Source organism: Streptomyces natalensis ATCC 27448 (assembly GCF_000935125.1).
In the GTDB taxonomy this organism is placed as follows: domain Bacteria; phylum Actinomycetota; class Actinomycetes; order Streptomycetales; family Streptomycetaceae; genus Streptomyces; species Streptomyces natalensis.
In genome coordinates, this window is record NZ_JRKI01000029.1 from 162,197 (window position 1) to 180,835 (window position 18,639).

Sequence of the window (18,639 nt, forward strand, 5' to 3'; positions counted from 1 at the left end):
GGTCACCACCCGCTCGCGGGGCGGTCGGCGAAGGCCGTCCGCAGGCTGGTGATACGGGTGCCGAGGGCCCAGGGGACCTCGGAAGGGTCCACGTGAACGTCGATGAGGAAGGGGCCGTCGGATTCCAGGGCCTCGCTGAGGGCTTCCGTGAAGGAGTTCAGGTCTGCCGCGGTGCGGGCTTGGGCACCGAGTCCGCGGGCGACGGCCGCGGCGTCGATGGGCTGGTCGAACATCGAGCGGGAGCCGTGGCCGTAGATGCTGTCCTGGATGTTGACGACCATGGCGTTGCCGCCGTTGTTGAGCACGACCCAAATGACGGGAAGGCCGAGTTCGGCCGCGGTGTGCAGTTCCATCCCGCTCATCGCGAAAGCGGCGTCGCCGATGACCGCTACGACGGTGCGGTCCGGTTGGGCGAGCTTGCCGCCGATGGCGGCCCCGGTGCTGTATCCCATGGACGCGACGTTGAACGAGAAGTGGATCTGCCCGCCGGGGCGGGACCGGTGGTGTTGGCCGACCCAGCTGAGGCAGTTGCCGTTGTCGGTATAAAGAACGGTGTCCTCCGGCAGCCGCTCGCTCATCCGGCTCACGACGGCCGACGCGGAAAGGACCGCGTGGTCCTTCTGCAGGGCGGAGGCCGGAACGCGCACCAAGAGCCGGTCCTGTGCCCCGGTGAGCACAGCATCACGGACACGCGGCGCGGCGGGAACATCTGCCAGTTCGGCCAGCAGCGCGCGCAGCACGGTGTCGGCGTCCCCCGCGATGGGCAGGTCGAGGTCGCAACCGGCGCCCAGACGCAGCGGGTCGAGGTCGATCTGGATCACCTGGCGTCCCGTCACCAGCCGGGAGTCGAAGACGTTGGCGGCCGCCTCCCCGAGTCCGCTGCCGATGATCAGCAGCAGGTCCACTTCGGGGGAGAGCAGATAGTCGAACGCGGCGGGGGTGCCGCCGAGCCCGAACACTCCCAGCGCCCATGGGTGGTCTTCGGGGAAGACACCCTTGCCTTTCAGCGTGGTCGCGACCGGTATCCCTGCACTCTGGGCGAGCTGTTGCAGCGAGCCGGCCGCGCCGGACAGCTTCGCTCCCTGCCCGGCAAGGATGACGGGCCGCCGCGACCGTCGAAGCTTCTGCGCGAGCAACTGCACCGCGGCCGCATCCGGTGCCGTAGACGCCGCGTGGTAGAGCGGGGGCAGGGAGGCGTCGGTCACGGGGCTGTTCATCATGTCGGAGCTCACGCTCAGATGGGCTGCACCGGGACGCCCGCTCCATATGGTCCGCATCAGGTGGCGGAACAGCCACGGCAACTGGCCGGGATGGGCGAGCCGTGTCGACAGCTTGGTCGCGGTCCGGAACATCTCCACGGTATCGACGGACCAGTTCCCGCCGCTGCTGTCCTGTAGTCCACTCCGGCCGGACATCGAAGCCATGGTCTGCGCGGTGATCACCAGCAGCGGCATCGAGTCGCTCGTCGCGCTGGCTACGCCGGTCAGGGCGTGCATCGCGCCCGGTCCCGTCGTCGCACACACGACCGCCAGCCGGCCACTCGCCTGCGCGTACCCGTCCGCCATGAAGGCCGCCGCTTCTTCATGCCGTGCCAGGACCAACCGCAGCCCCGGGGAGTTCTCCAACTCCTCATACAACGACAGCAGCGGCCCGCCGGGGACACCGAAGACGTACTCCACTCCCTGGGCACACAACGCATCCACCAGCCAGCCGGACACCGACAACGCCTTCCCCGCCCCACCGCATCGCCCATCGGGCGTCAGACCCGGCATCACCCACCCCACCTCCCCCGGCAGCTCCCTGTGTTCAACACGGTGATCACATCCACGACAGGCTCCCTCGTAGTGCTTCGTCAGGCTGCTTCGGGCGTGTGGTCCGGCGTGCCGGAGTGGTGCATGCTGCCGCTCGAGAATCTCGGGGAGGTTGATCAACTGCGGGAGGACCTGGGCGAGTTCGTGGCCGAAGTGCTCCCATCACCAGAGCGCTGGAACCAGCGCGGGTGGTACCACCTCCCTCCACACAGCTGACACATCTCACCTACCAGGCCGGTCCGCAGCGGCTCGTCGGTGCACCACGGCACCGGAGCGGCGACCGAGCGGGCCCCCGCACCGCTCGGGAATCCACACCGGCGACCACGCACCCGCCGCAGCTGCCCTACGCTGCCGGGGCAGCAACGGGACACTTCAGGCCGGCAATCCGCAGCAGGTAGTTCCGCTTTCTACGACACTCGACGCGACCCGACCTGGCAACACCCGGCCCAGGGCGCACAGAATCGATACGACACATTCAGACAGTCCTACACATGACAGGGGCGTGTCTCCTACAGGCGTACGCCGACGGTGCTTCCGTACGCCGCGCAGCGCAGGGCGACACGTCGCACCCGCCCGCCCACCCGCGAGTGCGCCGCCCAGGTCGATCAGATGGCTCATGGTGACGGTGCTCCGTGTCCGCGCAGCAAGGTGGGCTGGGCGGGGATGCGGGGGACGGAGCCGTAGCGGCGGGTGCGGCGGGCGTACTGTTCGATCGCCTCCCACAGGGTGCGGCGGTCGACCGCGGGCCAGGGGGTGTCGAGGAAGAGCAGTTCGGCGTAAGTGACCTGCCATGGAAGGAAGTTGGAGGTGCGCTGGTCACCGCCGGTGCGCAGCAGCAGGTCGACGTCGGGCAGTTCGGGGACGTGCAGGTAGCGGGCGAAGGCGTGCTCGGAGACCGAGCTGGGGTCGATCCTTCCGGCGGCTGCTTCCTGGGCGAGTTTCGCTGCGGCTGCTGTGATCTCGGCGCGGCCACCGTAGTTCACGCACATGGTCAGGAGCAGCCCGGTGCGTTCGCGGGTGGCCCGCTCGGCCTGGAGGAGTGTCTCGATGACGTCGGCCGGCAGGCGGGAGCGGACCCCGGCCCAGCGCAAGCGGACGTCCAGCGTCTCGTCCACCATGCGGTGCATGGCCTGGGGGATTTCGTACATCAGCGTCTGTAGTTCGTCGGCGGGGCGTTTCCAGTTCTCGGTGGAGAACGCGTACACGGTCAGGTGTTTCAGGCCGATCTCCAGGGCGCCGTGGACGACGTCGATCAGTGCTTCGGTGCCCGCGCGGTGGCCGTCGGTGCGGGGCAGGCCGCGAGCGGTGGCCCAACGGCCGTTGCCGTCCATGACGATCGCGACGTGGCGCGGCATGGCTTCGGGCGGGAGCCGGGGCGGGCGGGCGCCGGACGGGTGGGGAGGCGGAGATGTGGTGGCCTGCTGCTGAACGGCGCGTGCGCGCGCCTCATCGGCCCGGCCGTGCCCTTCGGGTGCGTCGGCCGGTGCGGGTGGTGGCGGCGGGCTGGGCTGGATGGGGAAGGGGAAGAGGCCCCGGGCCAGTGCGGCCTTCGTCCGGGCGGGCAGCAGCAGGCGCAGCCGGGCGTTTCGCGGCAGGGCCGGGCGGCGGTGCAGCAGCGCGGCGGGGGCGTCGGCGGCGGCCTTGAGGCGGAGCCGGTACAGGTCGGTGTAGGTACCGAGGGTCACTGCGACTGCGGGGTGCAGTACGGGTGGGAGTGGGCTGTGATCCAGCCAGCTTCGGGCGCGGGCGGCCAGGCGGCGTACCAATTCCTCGAACGCCGGGGTGGTGTGCCGGGCCAGCAGGTCCGCCCGGTGTACGCCGGCCTCGTCCAGGGCTTCCTGCGGCAGCGGTACGTGACCGCGGCCCAGGTCGTCGGAGAGGTCGACGAGGGCGTCGGTGAGGTAGATCGCATCGACGGCGGTCTGCCACGCCACCGCCGCCTCCGGCACGCTCGCGGCGATCGCCTCCGGTTCGGCGGACAGGCCGGCGGCCCGCATCAGCAGTGAGCCCGCGCGCAGCACGAGCGGGGTGTTGATCAGGCTGTTGTAGCGCCGCCACTCCTGCCAGGTGGCGAACTGCCGTCCGTGAACGTCCTGGCGAAGCTCCTCGAACAGCGTGTGCAGGAACCCCGGAGGCAGGTTCCAGGTCAGCATGGTGTGGATCAGCGCCTGCCGTACCGGGTCGCTGCCGCGACCCTCGCGCAGGTCCGCGTCGAAGGCCGAGATCCATGCCTCCAGCCGTTCGGCCCGCCCCGGATCCGACTCATTGGTGGACCGGTTCTCCCTGTCAGGAGGGCCGGCTGCGTCGGCCAGGTCATCAACTGCCCGTACGGCGCCGTACAGCGCCCAGGTGGCGATCCGCAGCGGGGGCGGCAGCAGCAGCGAGACCGCGTACTCGATCTCGCCCGTCGCGCGGGTGGCGCGGCGGCACGCCTCGTAGCCGCGGAACAGGGCCGGGTCGTGAATGCCGCTGCGCCGGTAGACACCGGTGGGTGGCACCGCGAGGGAACTCACCTCAGGACTCCTCTGGGTTCGAAAGCGCCTGCTGGGGGATCCAGGCCAGGGCCAGGGCGCTGCCGACGGCGGTGAGCAGGAAGCCCAGCAGCAGGCCGCCGAGGTTGGCGGCGACCAGAGTGACCAGGGACAGCACGGCGGCCAGGACGCCGGAGAAGTAGCGCAGGGCCGGGTTGCGCCACGTCGTCACGCCGGAGACGACGAACACGGCGCCCAGGGTCCACGAGGCGGCGCCCGCGGTGCCGGTGAACCGCAGGAACCCCAGCCCCACCCAGGAAACGCAGATCAACTCCAGCCCGCCCAGCCCCAGCAGCAGCCCGGCCGCGAACGGGCGGTTCCGACGCCACCTGCGCCACCGGGGCCGCCAACCGGGTCGCAGCGCTGTGGTCATCGGGTCGCTCCCGGTTCGCAGCCGCCCTCTCCCCGGCGTAGCTCGATCGCGACACCCTGGGATGTGATCGTCCCGGCCGTGAAGGCGTGCGGCTGCACGGTCACCCCGCTGCCGCTGACGGTCTCGGCACCGACGGTGAACAGGCCCGTCGGCCGGTCCAGTGACACCTGCGGGGTGTTGAACTTCGCGCCGGAGAGCTTCACCGACCGGGCCGTGGCCATGCCTGCCTCCACCGTCAGGTCAGTGGCGGAGGCTCGCTTGATACGCACGACGGCCGTCACCGCGCCGGCGAGCGGCAGGTGGGCGGTGGAGGTCACGCAGGCGTCCTCCACGGTGGCTTTCTGCATGCCGGTGGCCAGCGTCGGCAGCAGCCCGCCGTGCCCGGAGGCACTCGGAGAGGCCGACACACCTGACCCGGACATCCGCTCGGCGTGGACCGTGACCGGCAGCTCCCCCGCGAACGCCACGGAGACGGCCCCCGCGGCGCTCCCGGCCAGCAGAACGGAGGCGCCTACGAGCAGAGGCGCCAGCGCCAAAGCGAATCGCAGGCGGCTGGTCCGGCCGGTAGGCGTCAGAGCGGAGGAGTCGCTGACGACGGCGTCCGGCCCAACGGCCGTCTCAGGCGGGAGCACCGATCCTCCCTTCACCGGCTGAGTGCACCACACCGGTTGTCATCGATGTCGCCGGAGGGCTGATCTCTCTGGACGGCCAACCCTGTGGTCCGGACCGGCTCTTTGGTCTCGGCCGTACCCCGCAGCATGATTTCGCCCAGCCGGGCCGGCACCGGCACGCTGACGCACAGGCCCCCAACGAGGCAGCCGCCGTCCCCTGCGTGACCAGACCCGTTACCCCTACCCCTGCGGTTGCCGGAGCAGCCGGGACCAAAGGCGACCGGAACCGACGCCAGCGGTGTCCTTCGTGCCCCATCCGGTGATCTTCAGCGTCCGTACCGTCCCGGCCGACGACCTGCGTACCCATGTCCACGCCCGCGTAACGTCGCCCGCCACATCCCTGTTACGGCCGCGTTGTGCATACAACCGTGAAGGATGATCTACCGTCGTCAGGTTGTCTGCCAGGGCGGCCCGTCCGGCCGCATGCGCTGCTGCCCATACCCTCCTTCGCTGCGGGGGTGGCAGGCCATGGGCATCGGGCCGGGGGAGATGACGATGCGGGCGTGCGGCCGATAGTGGTGTCCTGGCACGGCGCGCAGTTGCCAGCGGGCCGCGATGGTGGCCACGGCGGTCAGAAGCTGGTTCATCGTCAGGGTGTCGCCGATGCATTTGCGTACCCCCGCGCCGAAGGGGATGTCGGCGCAGCGGGCCAGGGTCTTCGCGCGGTCGGGCAGCCAGCGGTCGGGGTCGAAACGCAGCGGGTCGGGGTGAACGGCGGGATTGCGGTGCAACGCGTAGGTGCAGTAGGCAAGTTCGGTGCCGGCGGGGAGTTCGGCCGTGCCGAGGCGCACGGGGACGAGGGTGCGCCGGCCCAGCATCCAGGGGGCGGGGTGCAGCCGCAGCGTCTCCTTGACGACGCGCCGGGTGTACTCGAGCGCGGTGAGGTGCTCGGCCTGCACGGGGCGGCCCTGGATGACGGAGTCGATCTCTTGGTGCACTCGCCGTTCGATGTCCGAATGGCGCGCCAGCTCGTGGAAGACGTGGGGCAGCACCTCCTTCAGGCCGTGCGTCGCGGCCCAGATGAGGAACAGAATGTCGGCGATGATCTGCTGGTCGTCGAGCGGTTCGTCCGTGTCGGTGTAACGGGCTTGCAGGAGCTGAGACAAGACGCTGCCATCGGCCGCATCCTGACTGCGCTGGTGGGTGAGCGCCGCCGTGACCGCGGTGCGCAGGTCGGACAGCGCCCGCAGGAACCTGCCTGTGCCCGGCACGTGCTTGAGGTGGGCGAACTGCGGGAGAGCAAGGCGCCAGTACAGGCCACGGGTGGTCTGGGAACTCACGGCCGAGAGAGCGGCCGTCACCTGGTCGAGGGCCGGAGTGTCCCCGCACACTGCGCGGGCGTTGACCCGGTAGGCGAGGCCGGCCATCTCCTTGTCCAGCCGGATCGTCGCGCCAGGGCGCCAGCGGGCCATGGCCTCCTGGGCGGCCCGCCGCAGTGCAGGTGTTCCGGCGACGATGCGGTGAGGGTGGAAGGCCGGCTGCACGGCACGCCGGTGCCTGCGGTGTGATCCGAACAGCGTCAACCCGTCGAAGTCCATATCCATCACAAGGCTGATGCCGAACTGGGAGCCGATGCCGGCCGTGATCCTCGCCTGGGCGTAGTTGCGGGCATCGGTCACCAGCAACTGGTGGAGGAGTTCAGGCGAGTTGACCAGGTAGACGTCGGGCGTGAAGGCGGGGCCCCGCATCCGTACCAGAGGACCCAGCTCGTTGAGCGACGCCATGAAGTTGAGCGGGTCGGTCAGGAGTTTGAGGCCGTGCCCGAGCAGGGGCAGCGAACCCGGAGCGGTCGGGACGACGGGGGGAGGCACGGAAACAGCCACAGGCCCTCTCTCTGACTGATCGAATGATGGGCGCACACTGCAACCGATAATGTACTGATCGTGATGAGGGGTGCGGTTGGGTCATGCTCGTGTGATGTGCTTGTCGTGGGCTCGGGGTTCGGCGGGAGCGTCGCGGCACTGCGTCTGGCGGAGAAGGGCTACCGCGTCACGGTCGTCGAAGCCGGGCGCAGATGGCGGCCGGAGGACTTCGCCACCTCCCCGTGGCAGGCGCACCGCCTGCTGTGGGCGCCCTGGCTCGGCTGGCACGGCATCGCACGCCTACGGGTACGACGCCGGCTGGCCGCACTGATGGGTGTCGGGGTCGGCGGCGGATCCCTTGTCTACGCCGGCGTCCACTACCGGCCCGACGGGGCCGTTTTCCGCGAGGCTTCCTGGGATCCGTCCCTCGACTGGGAGCAGGAACTCGCCCCGTACTACGCGCTGGCGGAACGGATACTGGGCACCACACTCGTTCCCCGGCAGGCGGCAGGGGACGACGCACTGCGCGAAGTGGCCACAGCACTCGGGGTGCCCGGCGGCGTCCATGCCACCCGGGTCGGCATCCACTTCGGCCCCACCGGGCGTACGGTGCCGGACCCCTTCTTCGACGGCCGGGGCCCGGCACGGGCCGGCTGCACGGAATGCGGCCGGTGCACGCTCGGCTGCCGCGTCGGCGCCAAGAACTCCCTGGACCACAACTATCTGCACCTCGCCCAGCGAGCCGGAGCCGACATCCGGCCCCTGGCCGAGGCCCGCAGACTCATCCCGCAACCGGACGGCACCTGGCAGGTGCACACGCGCCACGGCACCGGTATCACCCGGTCCCACACCGTACTGACGGCGCATCAAGTCGTTCTCGCTGCCGGGGCCTGGGGCACCGCAGAACTCCTGCACCGCTCACGCCCGTACCTGCCGCACCTGTCCCCGGCGCTGGGCACCCGCACACGTACCAACCGCGAGGTGTTCGCCGCCGCGTCCACCGACAGCTTCGACGTCGGGCCCGGTGTGGCGATCAGCTCCGCGCTGCGACCGCGACCAGACCTCCTCGTCCAGCTGTGCCGGCTCGGGCCCGGAACCCATCCGGCCGCTCTGCTCGCACGGCCGGGCGGTCTTTCGTGGCGGGACTTCGGCCGACGTACCGCCATCCTCTTCGCCATGGAGCAGGGCGACTCCCACCTGACCAGCCGCTACCGCCACGGGAGACTGACCTTCCGTCCGGGAAGCCCGCAACCTGAACCCGTACGGCTGGCCGCTGCCGAGGCGGTCGCCCACCACTACGCCCGGCGCATCGGCGGCCGGTCGACACTCCTGTGGAACACCGCCCTGCAACTGCCGGTCACCGCCCACCTGATGGGCGGCTGCCCGATCGGCAGCCACCCGGTCACGAGCGTCGCCGACCTCTATCACCGCGTCCACGGCTACCCGACCCTGCATGTCATCGACGCCTCCGCCGTCCCCGGCAACCTTGGCGTGAACCCCGCACTCACCGTGACCGCGCTGGCGGAACGCGCGTGCGCGGCCTGGCCCGCCTCAGGCCGACCAGACCAACGCCCCGCCCAGGGCGAGCCGTACCAGCACGTACCGGACCCGACAACCGAGGCCGCCCCGTGAACCACACCCTCTTCACCAGCATGGCCACCAACCGCGCCGTTCTCCGCATCGCCCCCTATGTGCTGCCGCGCTGCGACCTGTTCATCCATCGCCTGACCCGAGGACGGCTGCTGCCGAGCAAACTCGTCCTGGACACGATCGTGCTGGGCACCACAGGTCACCGCACCGGGCGCCCACGCGCCACGCCCCTGGCCGCGCATCGGGCCGCGGACGGAACCTGGCTGGTCATCGGCAGCAACTTCGGCCGCCCCCACCACCCGGCCTGGAGCACCAACCTGCTCCACCAGCCCCAGGCCACCGTCACCGCCCAAGGACGCTCCTGGCAGGTTACGGCTCGCCGGCTCACCACCTGTGAAAAGGAACGACAACGCAACCGCATCCTGCTCGCCATCCCCTTTTACGACACCTACGCCGCCCGCACCAGCCGCGACATCCGGGTCTTCAGCCTTGCCCCGCTCACTGCCCCACCCGTCGACCGCCCCACTGACGGCACCGGCACCCCCTGCGCAACGTTCCCAGCTACGCCACCGACCGCGCTTGGCCGCGAGCCGGACGGACTCCGCCCTTGATACGCCACTGACTGAACCCGGCATACAGAGCCCAAGACCGGCCCGTCACGCGCCGGTTCTCGCACCCGCTGCCCCGGCATCCGGACAAGGCTGATGCCACCGGTCGGCTGCCCAAGGTCACGAACGGGCCGGCTGTCAGCCGGGCAATGCCGGGGAGCCGGACCGTCGTGTTCGCTCACGGTCACCGGCACTTGTGGTGGCGGCACTTGGGACTCGTTGTCGGAGCGCCCGGCATGGGGGTGGGAGTGGCGGCCGTCCTCTTGCCGGCCTTGCCGGTCCTGCTGGTCTTTCCGCCCTTCTTGGCGGGGGTGGCGGACGGGGAAGGTGCGGGGCCGCCCGGCTCGTTGGCACCATGGCCAAGGGAGACGGGGGTGGGGAAGGGGGCGTCGGGGAGGCCGACGAGGGCGTCGCTCATGTACTGGGTCCAGATTTCGGTGGGGATGTCGCCGCCGAACACCTTCTGCAGGCCGCCGACGCCCACCAGGGACTGGAGCTGGGGGTGGGCCGCGTCCTCGCGGAAGAGGACCACGGAGGTGGACAGTTGGGGGGTGTAGCCGACGAACCAGGCCGAGTGGTAGTCGTCGGTGGTACCGGTCTTGCCCGCGGCCGTCCTGCCGAGGGCCTGGGCCTTGGTACCGGTGCCCTTGGCTATGACGCCGCGGAGGACGTCGGTCACGTTGTCGGCGATGGCGTTCGGCAGCGCCCGTACGGGGGCGGGGGCGGCGAAGCCGGGGAGGGCGGAGCCGTTGTGGGTCACCTTGGTCACCGAGTAGGGGGTGGCCCGCATACCGGAGGCGGCGAAGGTCGAGTAGGCGCCTGCCATGCGAATGGCGCTCGGTGTCGAGGTACCGATGTAGAAGCCGGCACTGGGGGCGGCGAGGCTGTCGGGGCGCAGACCGAGGGCCTGCGACGTACTCACCACGTTGGGGTAGCCGACGTCCTCTCCCAGTTGCACGTACGGCGTGTTGACCGACTGCTCCATCGCCTTGCGCAACGAGATGTATCCCCAGCGCTTGGGGGTGTCGTTGTGCTGGTGGAGGAGGCCGGTGGGGTCCTTGTCGTCGGTGACGTAATTGCCCTGCTGGTCCTTGATCTTGATGCCGTCGTCACCGTTGAACTTGCTGGCCGGGGTGATCGGCGCCGGGGGCTCGCCGGGTTTCAGTACGGCTCGGTGCTGGAGCGCGGCGGCGAGGACGATGGGTTTGAACGTCGAGCCCACCGGGACGCCGGAGGTGTCGGCGTTGTCCGAGTAGTGGGCGTGCTCGTAGCCGGGGCCGCCGTAGACGGCGACGATCCTGCCGGTCGTGGGATCGACCGAGGAGGCTCCGACCTGGACGTCCCGGTCGACCGACCGGTGGGCGGGGTCGAGGCGTTGTGCACGGACCTTGGCGACGGCCCTGGCCAGTGCTGCGGTCCGTTTCCGGTCGAAGGTGGTGTGTATCTGGTAGCCGCCCCTGCTCAGGCCGGCGTCGGTGATGCTCGGGTTGTGTGCCTGGGCGTACGACCGGGCGAGCTGAACCAGGTAGCCGGTCTGACCCGGGAGACCCGAACCGAGGTTCCACTTCCTGGGTGTCGGGAATCCTGCGGCCGCGTACCGTGCGCGCCGCCCCGGCGTCAGCTTGCCGGTCTTCACCATCCGGTCGAGCACCCAGGACCAGCGCGCCTTGGCCGTTGCCCTGGCCGTGGGGTCGGAGTCCGCGTGCTGGAAGAGGCTCGGCTCATTGACCGCCGCGGCGAGGAAGGCTCCCTGGCTCGCATTGAGCTTCTGCACCGGAAGGCCGTAGTACGCGCGGGCCGCGGCCTGGATGCCGTTGGCCTGCCGGCCGAAGAAGCAGGTGTTCAGATAGCCCTGGAGGATCTGCTGCTTGGTCATGGCGGCACCGATCTTGGTGGAGATCAGCAGTTCCTTGAGCTTCCGCGAGACCGTCTGCGACTGGTCCAGGTAGGTGTTCTTGACGAACTGCTGGGTGATCGTCGACCCGGACTGCACCGTGCCGCCCTCGGCCATGTGGAAGACGGCACGGAGGATGCCCTGCGGGTCGATGCCCGGGTCGGTGTAGAAGGAGGCGTTCTCCGCAGCGATGAAGCCCCGCCGCACGTCGGCGGGGACCTGCGAGAGCGGGACGTTCTGCCGGTTGACGCTGCCGTCGGTCGCCAGGACCGTGCCGTCCGACCAGTAGTAGACGTTGTTCTGAAGGAGTGTTGTGGGGTTGGGGTCGGGGATGGTGACCGTGGCGTAGGCATAGCCGACGGCCGCCGCCGCACTGCCGAAGAAGAACAGGAAGAGCGCCAGCAGTTGGCGCACCGATGGCAGCCAGCGGCGCGGGCCCGTCCTGCCCTGGTGCGGGTAGTCGATCCACCGTCTCCCGCGTCTCTTCTCCGGCGCCGCTCCGCCGTTGGACTGCTGCGACGGTCGGCGCCGGCGTCCGCTCATGGGCTCGGATCACTGTCCTCTCAGAACAACTACTCAGTACAACTGCTCGGTACAACTGCGATGTCTCGTGTGGTGCGGGCTACCGGTAACCGTTGTGGGGCGGGGGCTGCCGGTAACCGTTGTGGGGTGGGGACTGCGCAAGGCCGTCGTACGGTGCCGGCTGGTGGAAGGGGTCGTACGGCACCTGCTGCGGCAGACGGTCGTAAGGCACCTGCGGCGGCAGACGGTCGTACGGTGCCGAGGGCGCAGAGCCGGGATCCTGCGGAGGCAGGCCGTGGCCGGGATCCTGCGCGCCCGCCGGGGCCCAGAGGCTGCCGTACCGCTCCATGCGCTGCCATCTCAGGCGGGAGCCCGAAACGGCGGTGAAGACGGACTGGATCACCACCAGGTACATCAGCTGCCGGTAGACGAACTGCTGCAACGGCAGGCTCCACAGCGGTCCTGGCCGTTCCCCGTCCAGGTGGAACGCGTACCGGCCCATCAGGAGTTGCAGCAGCAGGAAGGCCAGCCAGAGCCCGGTGATCCGGACCGGGTCGAGGAAGAGCAGCCCGTACACGGCGAAGATGTCGACGACGGGGGCGAGCAGCGGCAGCAGGACCTGGAAGAGGAGGAGGTAGACCAGGCCGCGTCGGCCGAGTTTCCCGGCGGCGCCGCGCTGCACCAAGGCGCCGCGGTGCTTCCACATCGCCTGGAGGGTGCCGTAGCACCAGCGGTACCGCTGCCGCCACAGGGCGTTCAGTGACGCCGGCGCCTCGGTCCAGGCCACCGCACCCTCCTCGTAGACCACACGCCAGCCGGCGCGGCACAGCGCCATGGTGAGGTCGGTGTCCTCGGCGAGGGTGACGTCGCTGACGCCGCCGAGGGCGAGCAGCGCCCGGCGGCGGAACGCGCCGACCGCCCCCGGGACCGTCGGCATGCACTCGGCGAGGTCGAACAGGCGGCGGTCGAGGTTGAAGCCGACCACGTACTCGATGTGCTGCCAACGGCCCAGCAGGCCACCGCGGTTGACGACCTTGGCGTTGCCCGAGACGGCGCCCACCCGGGGGTCGGCGAAGGGCTGCACGAGCGTGCGGACGGTGCCGGGTTCGAAGACCGTGTCGCCGTCGACCATGACCACCAGCTCGCACGAGGCGGCGGCGAGTCCCGTGTTGAGCGCGGCGGGCTTGCCCGCGTTCCGCTGCCGGATCACCCGCACCCCCGGCAGGCGGAGCGACTCCACCAGGTCGGCGGTGCCGTCGGTGGAACCGTCGTCCACCACGATGATCTCCACCGGATGGTCCGAGGCGAGCAGTGAGCGTACGGCCGCCTCGATCCCGGCGCTCTCGTTGTACGCGGGGACGATGACGCTGACCTGTGCGGTCACCGGCGGCCCCCAGGAGCGGCCACGGTCCCCCGTCCGCAGCCGCCGGTGCCGACGGGCCGCGATCAGCACGACCGCCGCGCGGAGCACACTGATCGCTCCGGCCACGCACATCAGCACGCCGAGCAGCCACACGGTCCAGTCGCCGGCCCGCAGCAGCCCGATGAGGGCCATGCCTTGCAGTTGGTCGCCGGGCCCGGCGCGCCGGAGCTCCCCGGCCATGCCGACCGAGGCGCCGACCGTGGCGAACCGGAAGCCCTGAGCCTTGAGCCGTGGAATCAGGGTGCTCAGCGCGGCGACGGTCTGCGACCGGTCACCGCCGCCGTCGTGCATCAGCACGATCTGCCCGGCGTGGCCGTGGGGTGTGGCATGGGCAAGGATGCGATCGGCACCGGGGCGCTGCCAGTCCTCGGCGTCCTGTGTGGAGAGCACCGTGACATAGCCTGCCGCGTCCGCCTGCTTGAGGACGGACCAGCCGGCATCGTCCAGCGCATCGTTCTCCGAGGAGTACGGCGGCCTGAGCAGTGCGGTGGTGACCCCCGCGGCACCGGCCACCGCCAGCTGCGTCTCCCGCAGCTCCAGGGAACGCTGCCAGGGGGCGAGGCGGGCCAGGTCGGGGTGGGTGAAGGTGTGGACACCGATCTCGTGGCCCTCGGCGACGATCCGGCGGACCAGCTCCGGGTGGGCCACGACCTGGGTTCCGACGACGAAGAACGTCGCGTGCACATGGTTGCGGTGCAGTACGTCCAGGACGCGCGGCGTCCAGACGGGGTCGGGGCCGTCATCGAAGGTGAGCGCGAGGGTGCGGTCCTTGACCCGGGCGGTGTGCGCGGAGGTGGCGGCGTCCGCGATCACCGGGCCGCCGTGGGTCACCTGACGGGGCACCGCGTTGCTCCGGCCCCGGGCACCGGTCACGGCGTCCGAGGTGATCCCGAACATGTGGTGGGTGTAGCCCTGGAGCAGGAGGGCCGTCGACAGGGTCACCGCGATCACACTCAGCAGGAGCCAGTGGGCGCGGGGTGTGATCTGTCGGGTGCGTCCGTGGCGGCGGGCAGGAGCGTTGCGGTGTCGGCGGTCGGTCACGTCAGAGCCTTGGATCACTTCACGGGCTTGTGGGACGTGCCGAGGGCGCGCCCCTTGGAGGAGGGGGTGGGGGCGACGGTCGGGGTAGGGGCGGCGGTCGGGGTGGGCGCAGCCGACTGCCCGGACGGGGCCGCAGGGGCGGTGGAGGCTGTCGGCCGGCCGGTGGGGCTGGGGGACTCGTGCACCGCTGCGCCGGAGCCCTTCCGCGCCGCGGTGGGGCTCGCGCTCCGTGCCGGGTGTCCGGTGCCGGACGAGGGGTCGGGTGCCGTCGCCCTGGGGCCGGCCGAGTGCGCGGAGTCCGCGTGCGGGACGAACGGGGAGCTGATGCCGGGACCGCCCAGCATCGCGCTGATCAGCACGGCGACATAGCCGCCGGCGGGGATCATCATCAGCCGGGCGGCGCGGAGCACGCGGCGCTGGCGTCGCCCCGAGGAATCGACGAAGACGGGCCGCGCCGACTCGCTCCGGCGCGTGTCAGGTTCCGGCACGGGGTGGCCGGGTGCGTCGAACACCGGGAGCGGCGCCGTGTCGAATACGGGGAGCTGCGCCGTGTCGCACACCGGGAGCTGCTCTGTGAGGACGTCACCGTACGGGGAGTCCCACGCCGTCGCGGTCTGCCCCGTCGGATACGTCCACTGCGCGGGCGGTACCCCGTCCCAGCCCGGCGAGGCCGTGTCGGTGGTGACTCCCCCTGCGTACTCGTCGCCATAGGGATAGCCGTACTGATGGCTGTAGGCATAGGCGTAGCCCGGCCCGCCCTGCGGATCCTCGCCGTACACCGCTCCGCTTCCGTCTGTCCACCGCACGAGTCGCGTCCCCTTGTCCTGGCCGACCGACGCGGTCGCCCACATGGAAAGAGCGCACTCGGCCGGAAGTGTTACACCTGGCACTCAAAGGACGGATGAATCCCCTGAGAGAGCGCGATCCCTGCCATGAGTTCACAGATCTGCCGATACCGGACTCGGACTCAGATCGACAGGTGGCCACACCGGAACCCGGGATCGGCGGACGCGGCGAGATCCGTGCTCCGCGCCCAACCACGCGCCGCACCACACGCCGCCGATGCTGTGCGCGTGGGACCGGTGCGGCGAGGTTCTCCGCGCCACACCGCAGGTCTTCTCGTTTCGACGGCGGCACGCCGGGGGCCGCGGCGACGTGTGAAGGAACACGGGTCGTTGTGACACTTCTGTGAGGGCGGACGCTGTTCACCATGAGGCCGTCCATGCGTCCGGAACGCGGCGGACGACACAGACCCGCAATGAACCCGGTGCGAACGAGGACAGTCTTGGGCCAGCTACGGCAACCCCGGCGCGCAAAGCCGTACGACGAGGAACTGGGCGCGGCGGTCACGCGGGCCCAGGACGGCGACGACGCCGCTTTCGCGCTGGCCTATCGAATCGTGCAACCGGGCCTGCTGGGCTATCTGCACGGGCTGGTCGGCGAGGACGCGGAGGACGTGGCCTCCGACGCCTGGCTGGAGATAGCCCGCGACCTCGGACGTTTCAAGGGCGACGGGCCCGGGTTCCGCGGCTGGACCGCGACCATAGCCCGGCACCGGGCACTGGACCACCTGCGCCGCCGGCGCGTGCGGCCCCGGGCGGGCGGGACCGAACAGGACGTCCTGAACCTGCCCGGCCCGCACAACACCCATGACCAGGCCCTGGAGTCCCTCTCCACCGAGCGGGCCCTGGAACTGGTCCGCGGGCTGCCGCGGGACCAGGCCGAGGCGGTACTCCTGCGGGTCGTCGTGGGTCTGGACGGTCCCGCCTCCGCACGCGTCCTCGGCAAGCGTCCGGGAGCGGTGCGTACGGCCGCCCACCGGGGCCTGAAGCGTCTGGCGTGCCAGCTGGGGGTCGGCGAGGTGGACGAGGGTGTGACGGATGAGGCGTCCCCAACGCTGGGGAAGTCGACATGAACGACGAGGACGACAGCGGGCGGCCAGAAGCGTCCGGCCTGCACCTCGGCGCATCGAAACGGCCGGACAGGAACGGAAGCGGACATGGGTGAACGGCTGAGCGACGACGGAGCGCCGGTCCGTCACTGGCATGGGGACCCTGACGGCGCCGTGTCCGGTACGTCGGACATATCTGACGCCGCCGCGCTGGAAACGGTGCTGGCCGACGCCATACGTCGAGACCGCCTCGATCCCGAGGGAGAGCAGCGGGCCCTGGCCGCCTTCCGGGCCGCCGCCCCTGGCGCGGGCGCACGCCGGCCACGTACCCGACGCCGGGACGACTGGCGGCCGCGCGCGGAGCGGAGCGTCCGGCGCCCGGTGCGGATGACTCTCAGTGTGGTGTTCGCCGGCCTCTCCCTGGGCGGTGTCGCGGTCGCAGCCATCGGGTCGGCCGGCCCGTCCGCCGACAGCGGCGGTACCGGCCGGGGGACCGCGCACCCCACTGCCATCGCCCCGGACCGGCCGGGCGGTACGGCCTCGTCGGCACCCTCCGGCCACGCCGGACACAGGGACCGCCCCTCCCCCGCCCAGGACACCGAGGCCCACTGCCGCGCCTACAAGCAGGTCGAAAGGCGCGGCAAAGCACTCGAGGCGACGGCCTGGCAGCGGCTCGTCGCGGCGGCCGGCGGAAAGGACAAGATCGCCGCGTACTGCTCCGAGCAGCTGAGGCGGGCGACGGCCACGCCAAGCGTGCCGGCCGGCACGAACAAACCCGGCAAGGGCGCCGCGAACGCCGGCAACGGGACAGCGGGGAACACCGGCTCCTCCGGCAACGACACCCCCGGCGCCAACCCCGGCGGCACGCACGACGCGACCGGGAACGACCAGGCAAACGGCGGGACGGGCAGCGGGAAGCACCCGTAGCCCCGCGCCGTGCCCCATCCCTGCCACGACCGCACCCGGAAGCGGCGGAGAGCCGCCCACACTGGTAGCGGTTCCGGTGTCGTGCCCCCTCCCCCATACGGCGCCATCCAGACCTTCCGCGAGGCGGTGCGCCCTCCGGATGCCCTCAATCGCCCCCCTGGTGGTGGTCACCAGCGTGGCCGCCGGCACCCGGGCACCCCGCTTCACCAGCAGCACGGCCGCGCTCACCAGGCCGCCCATCGCCATCAACAACTCGGGCTCAGGCAGACGGGCAGCCACCCATGCGCCGGCAGGGACAGTGCATGCAGACGCGACGACCAGGGGAACCATCGCAGTCAGCCGCACCCTGCGCCGGCCTCCGGCAAGCCCCGCCAAGCTGATGGCACCGGCAGCACGGTTGGCCAGCACCACCCCCTCGGCCGGGCCAAGAACCAGCACCAGCGCAGGAACTGCGACGAGCGCGAACCCCATACCTGTGAGCCACTGCACCGACGCGCCCAACAAGACAATGCCGCCCAGCAAGAGATCGGCTGCCCAACTGCTCGTCACAGACGGCTCCTTACGGGGGTCCTCAAGATTGATCCCGCACAGCTTTCCTTCCGTCAGGCCGCAATGATCAATGGCTGTGGCGGCGGCAGCGCAGTGGTTCCCGCAATACACGGGCAACAGGCGACAACGTGGCTCATGCGCAGCACCGCCAGCCGCGTCACCCTGCACCCATGACCGACGCCCGGCACCGGCCCCGCGGCCGCGCCCGCCGCCCGCCCCTTTCGCCGCGCACCGGCGTCAGGCCGCGGCTCTGGCCACGGCAACGGCCCAGGTGCGAGGTCCGCCGGCTGCTCGCCGCGCTCGGAACCGCCGATTCCGACGGCCCTGGCTCGCACGTGGATCTGGCCGCCGGGTACACCGAGCTAAGGGCAGTCGCGGGGCGCCCGGCACCGCTCGACCCGAGAGTCGCCCACGCCCTCCGCGTGAGCAAGCGCCGGAATCCTCTGCCGCAGCATGTGCATAGCGAAGATCCGCCCACGAGTTGCCGTGGCCTGGCGTATCTCGTCGTGCAGGTCATCCACCGCCGTTCGTGTCGCCGTCTTCCGGATGCGAGTCCGGTAGTCCGCTTCCCACGCACCGGTGACCGCGGACACCACACCGATCGAATGCAGTCCGCCGTCAACGCGGTCAACGAGAAACGGGCCATTGCCCACCAGCTGCTGAGAAAAATCTCCCGTGCGCACATACTCGGCGGACTGGTAGGAGACGATCCACACCAGTTCGTGCTCCTCGACATGCGCCACCAGCAGCTGCCCTGGCGACTCGCGCTCCAGCTGAGCCTCCACCAGCCGGACGGCGAATTCACGGTCGATCATTCAGGCAGCATCTCCCACCGGAGAGCGAACGACCAGCGGATTTCCTTCTCGCCTCGGGCCGGAGGGCTTCGCGATCACGAGCATGCCGAGGTCGCTGGGACCGCCCCGTCGGTGCTGCGGTCGCGTTCCGGACTGCGATCGAGAGCAACGAGCTTCTCCTCGGCTCGACCGTTTCTCCGCTCGGTGCTGCA

The 18,639-nt window shown here is 70.7% G+C and carries 13 protein-coding genes and 1 pseudogene; 4 read left to right on the forward strand and 10 right to left on the reverse strand.

Annotated elements, in window-relative coordinates:
* Positions 1–2: 2 nt before the first annotated feature.
* The 5 genes from SNA_RS20625 to SNA_RS20645 form a co-directional block, all read right to left on the reverse strand.
* Positions 3–1,718 (reverse strand): thiamine pyrophosphate-binding protein, encoded by a 1,716-nt coding sequence (locus tag SNA_RS20625; protein WP_030063516.1) that lies wholly within the window; start codon positions 1,716–1,718, stop codon positions 3–5.
* Positions 1,719–2,425: 707 nt separating this feature from the next.
* Positions 2,426–4,324, reverse strand: a complete 1,899-nt coding sequence (gene uppS, locus SNA_RS20630; RefSeq protein WP_051877090.1) for a polyprenyl diphosphate synthase — start codon at positions 4,322–4,324, stop codon at positions 2,426–2,428.
* Between the two features lies 1 nt (position 4,325).
* The gene (locus SNA_RS20635) at positions 4,326–4,715 is read right to left on the reverse strand and encodes a DUF6114 domain-containing protein (protein ID WP_030063518.1); all 390 of its coding nucleotides are present in this window, start codon (positions 4,713–4,715) and stop codon (positions 4,326–4,328) included.
* The gene (locus SNA_RS20640) at positions 4,712–5,347 is read right to left on the reverse strand and encodes a DUF6230 family protein (RefSeq protein WP_044366144.1); all 636 of its coding nucleotides are present in this window, start codon (positions 5,345–5,347) and stop codon (positions 4,712–4,714) included. The genes SNA_RS20635 and SNA_RS20640 overlap by 4 nt, the downstream gene beginning before the upstream one ends.
* A gap of 428 nt (positions 5,348–5,775) precedes the next feature.
* Positions 5,776–7,197 carry a cytochrome P450 gene (locus tag SNA_RS20645; RefSeq protein WP_051877091.1) on the reverse strand — a complete coding sequence of 474 codons (1,422 nt, stop codon included), beginning with the start codon at positions 7,195–7,197 and terminating at the stop codon, positions 5,776–5,778.
* 117 nt (positions 7,198–7,314) lie between these two features.
* Here SNA_RS20645 and SNA_RS20650 point away from each other — a divergent pair, with 117 nt between their 5' ends.
* Positions 7,315–8,820: a GMC family oxidoreductase N-terminal domain-containing protein gene (locus tag SNA_RS20650; RefSeq protein WP_198535101.1), complete on the forward strand. Its 1,506-nt coding sequence runs from the start codon at positions 7,315–7,317 to the stop codon at positions 8,818–8,820.
* Positions 8,817–9,389 carry a nitroreductase/quinone reductase family protein gene (locus SNA_RS20655; RefSeq protein ID WP_063752416.1) on the forward strand — a complete coding sequence of 191 codons (573 nt, stop codon included), beginning with the start codon at positions 8,817–8,819 and terminating at the stop codon, positions 9,387–9,389. Before SNA_RS20650 ends, SNA_RS20655 begins: the two co-directional genes overlap by 4 nt.
* A gap of 181 nt (positions 9,390–9,570) precedes the next feature.
* On the opposite strand, the gene SNA_RS20660 is transcribed toward SNA_RS20655, so the two are convergent.
* The 3 genes from SNA_RS20660 to SNA_RS20670 all read right to left on the reverse strand — a co-directional run bounded on the left by SNA_RS20660 (position 9,571) and on the right by SNA_RS20670 (position 15,117).
* Positions 9,571–11,823, reverse strand: a complete 2,253-nt coding sequence (locus tag SNA_RS20660) for a transglycosylase domain-containing protein (protein ID WP_078970060.1) — start codon at positions 11,821–11,823, stop codon at positions 9,571–9,573.
* Positions 11,824–11,902: 79 nt separating this feature from the next.
* Positions 11,903–14,266 carry a bifunctional polysaccharide deacetylase/glycosyltransferase family 2 protein gene (locus SNA_RS20665; RefSeq protein WP_241779761.1) on the reverse strand — a complete coding sequence of 788 codons (2,364 nt, stop codon included), beginning with the start codon at positions 14,264–14,266 and terminating at the stop codon, positions 11,903–11,905.
* Positions 14,267–14,280: 14 nt separating this feature from the next.
* Complete coding sequence (locus tag SNA_RS20670) at positions 14,281–15,117, reverse strand: hypothetical protein (protein WP_157880018.1); 837 nt, start codon at positions 15,115–15,117, stop codon at positions 14,281–14,283.
* 434 nt (positions 15,118–15,551) lie between these two features.
* Between SNA_RS20670 and SNA_RS20675 the strand changes: the two genes are divergently transcribed.
* Both SNA_RS20675 and SNA_RS20680 read left to right on the forward strand, forming a co-directional pair.
* A complete protein-coding gene (locus SNA_RS20675) occupies positions 15,552–16,181 on the forward strand; it encodes an RNA polymerase sigma factor (protein WP_030063530.1) in 630 nt (209 codons plus the stop codon).
* A gap of 84 nt (positions 16,182–16,265) precedes the next feature.
* Entirely contained in the window at positions 16,266–17,084 is an 819-nt protein-coding gene (locus SNA_RS20680; RefSeq protein ID WP_051877094.1) for a hypothetical protein, read from the forward strand.
* A gap of 18 nt (positions 17,085–17,102) precedes the next feature.
* Here SNA_RS20680 and SNA_RS45280 read toward each other — a convergent pair.
* A pseudogene (locus tag SNA_RS45280) lies at positions 17,103–17,555 on the reverse strand (TSUP family transporter); the annotation flags it as partial.
* Positions 17,556–17,995: 440 nt separating this feature from the next.
* Positions 17,996–18,448 (reverse strand): YrhB domain-containing protein, encoded by a 453-nt coding sequence (locus SNA_RS20685; protein ID WP_051877095.1) that lies wholly within the window; start codon positions 18,446–18,448, stop codon positions 17,996–17,998.
* Positions 18,449–18,639 lie beyond the last annotated feature (191 nt).

Bases quoted from the DNA above. Each gene is read 5' to 3' on its own strand.
- SNA_RS20635 (WP_030063518.1), bottom strand. From the start codon at position 4,715: ATGACCACAGCGCTGCGACCCGGTTGGCGGCCCCGGTGGCGCAGGTGG.
- SNA_RS20660 (WP_078970060.1), bottom strand. From the start codon at position 11,823: ATGAGCGGACGCCGGCGCCGACCGTCGCAGCAGTCCAACGGCGGAGCG.
- SNA_RS20670 (WP_157880018.1), bottom strand. From the start codon at position 15,117: ATGTGGGCGACCGCGTCGGTCGGCCAGGACAAGGGGACGCGACTCGTG.
- SNA_RS20680 (WP_051877094.1), top strand. From the start codon at position 16,266: ATGGGTGAACGGCTGAGCGACGACGGAGCGCCGGTCCGTCACTGGCAT.
- SNA_RS20685 (WP_051877095.1), bottom strand. From the start codon at position 18,448: ATGATCGACCGTGAATTCGCCGTCCGGCTGGTGGAGGCTCAGCTGGAG.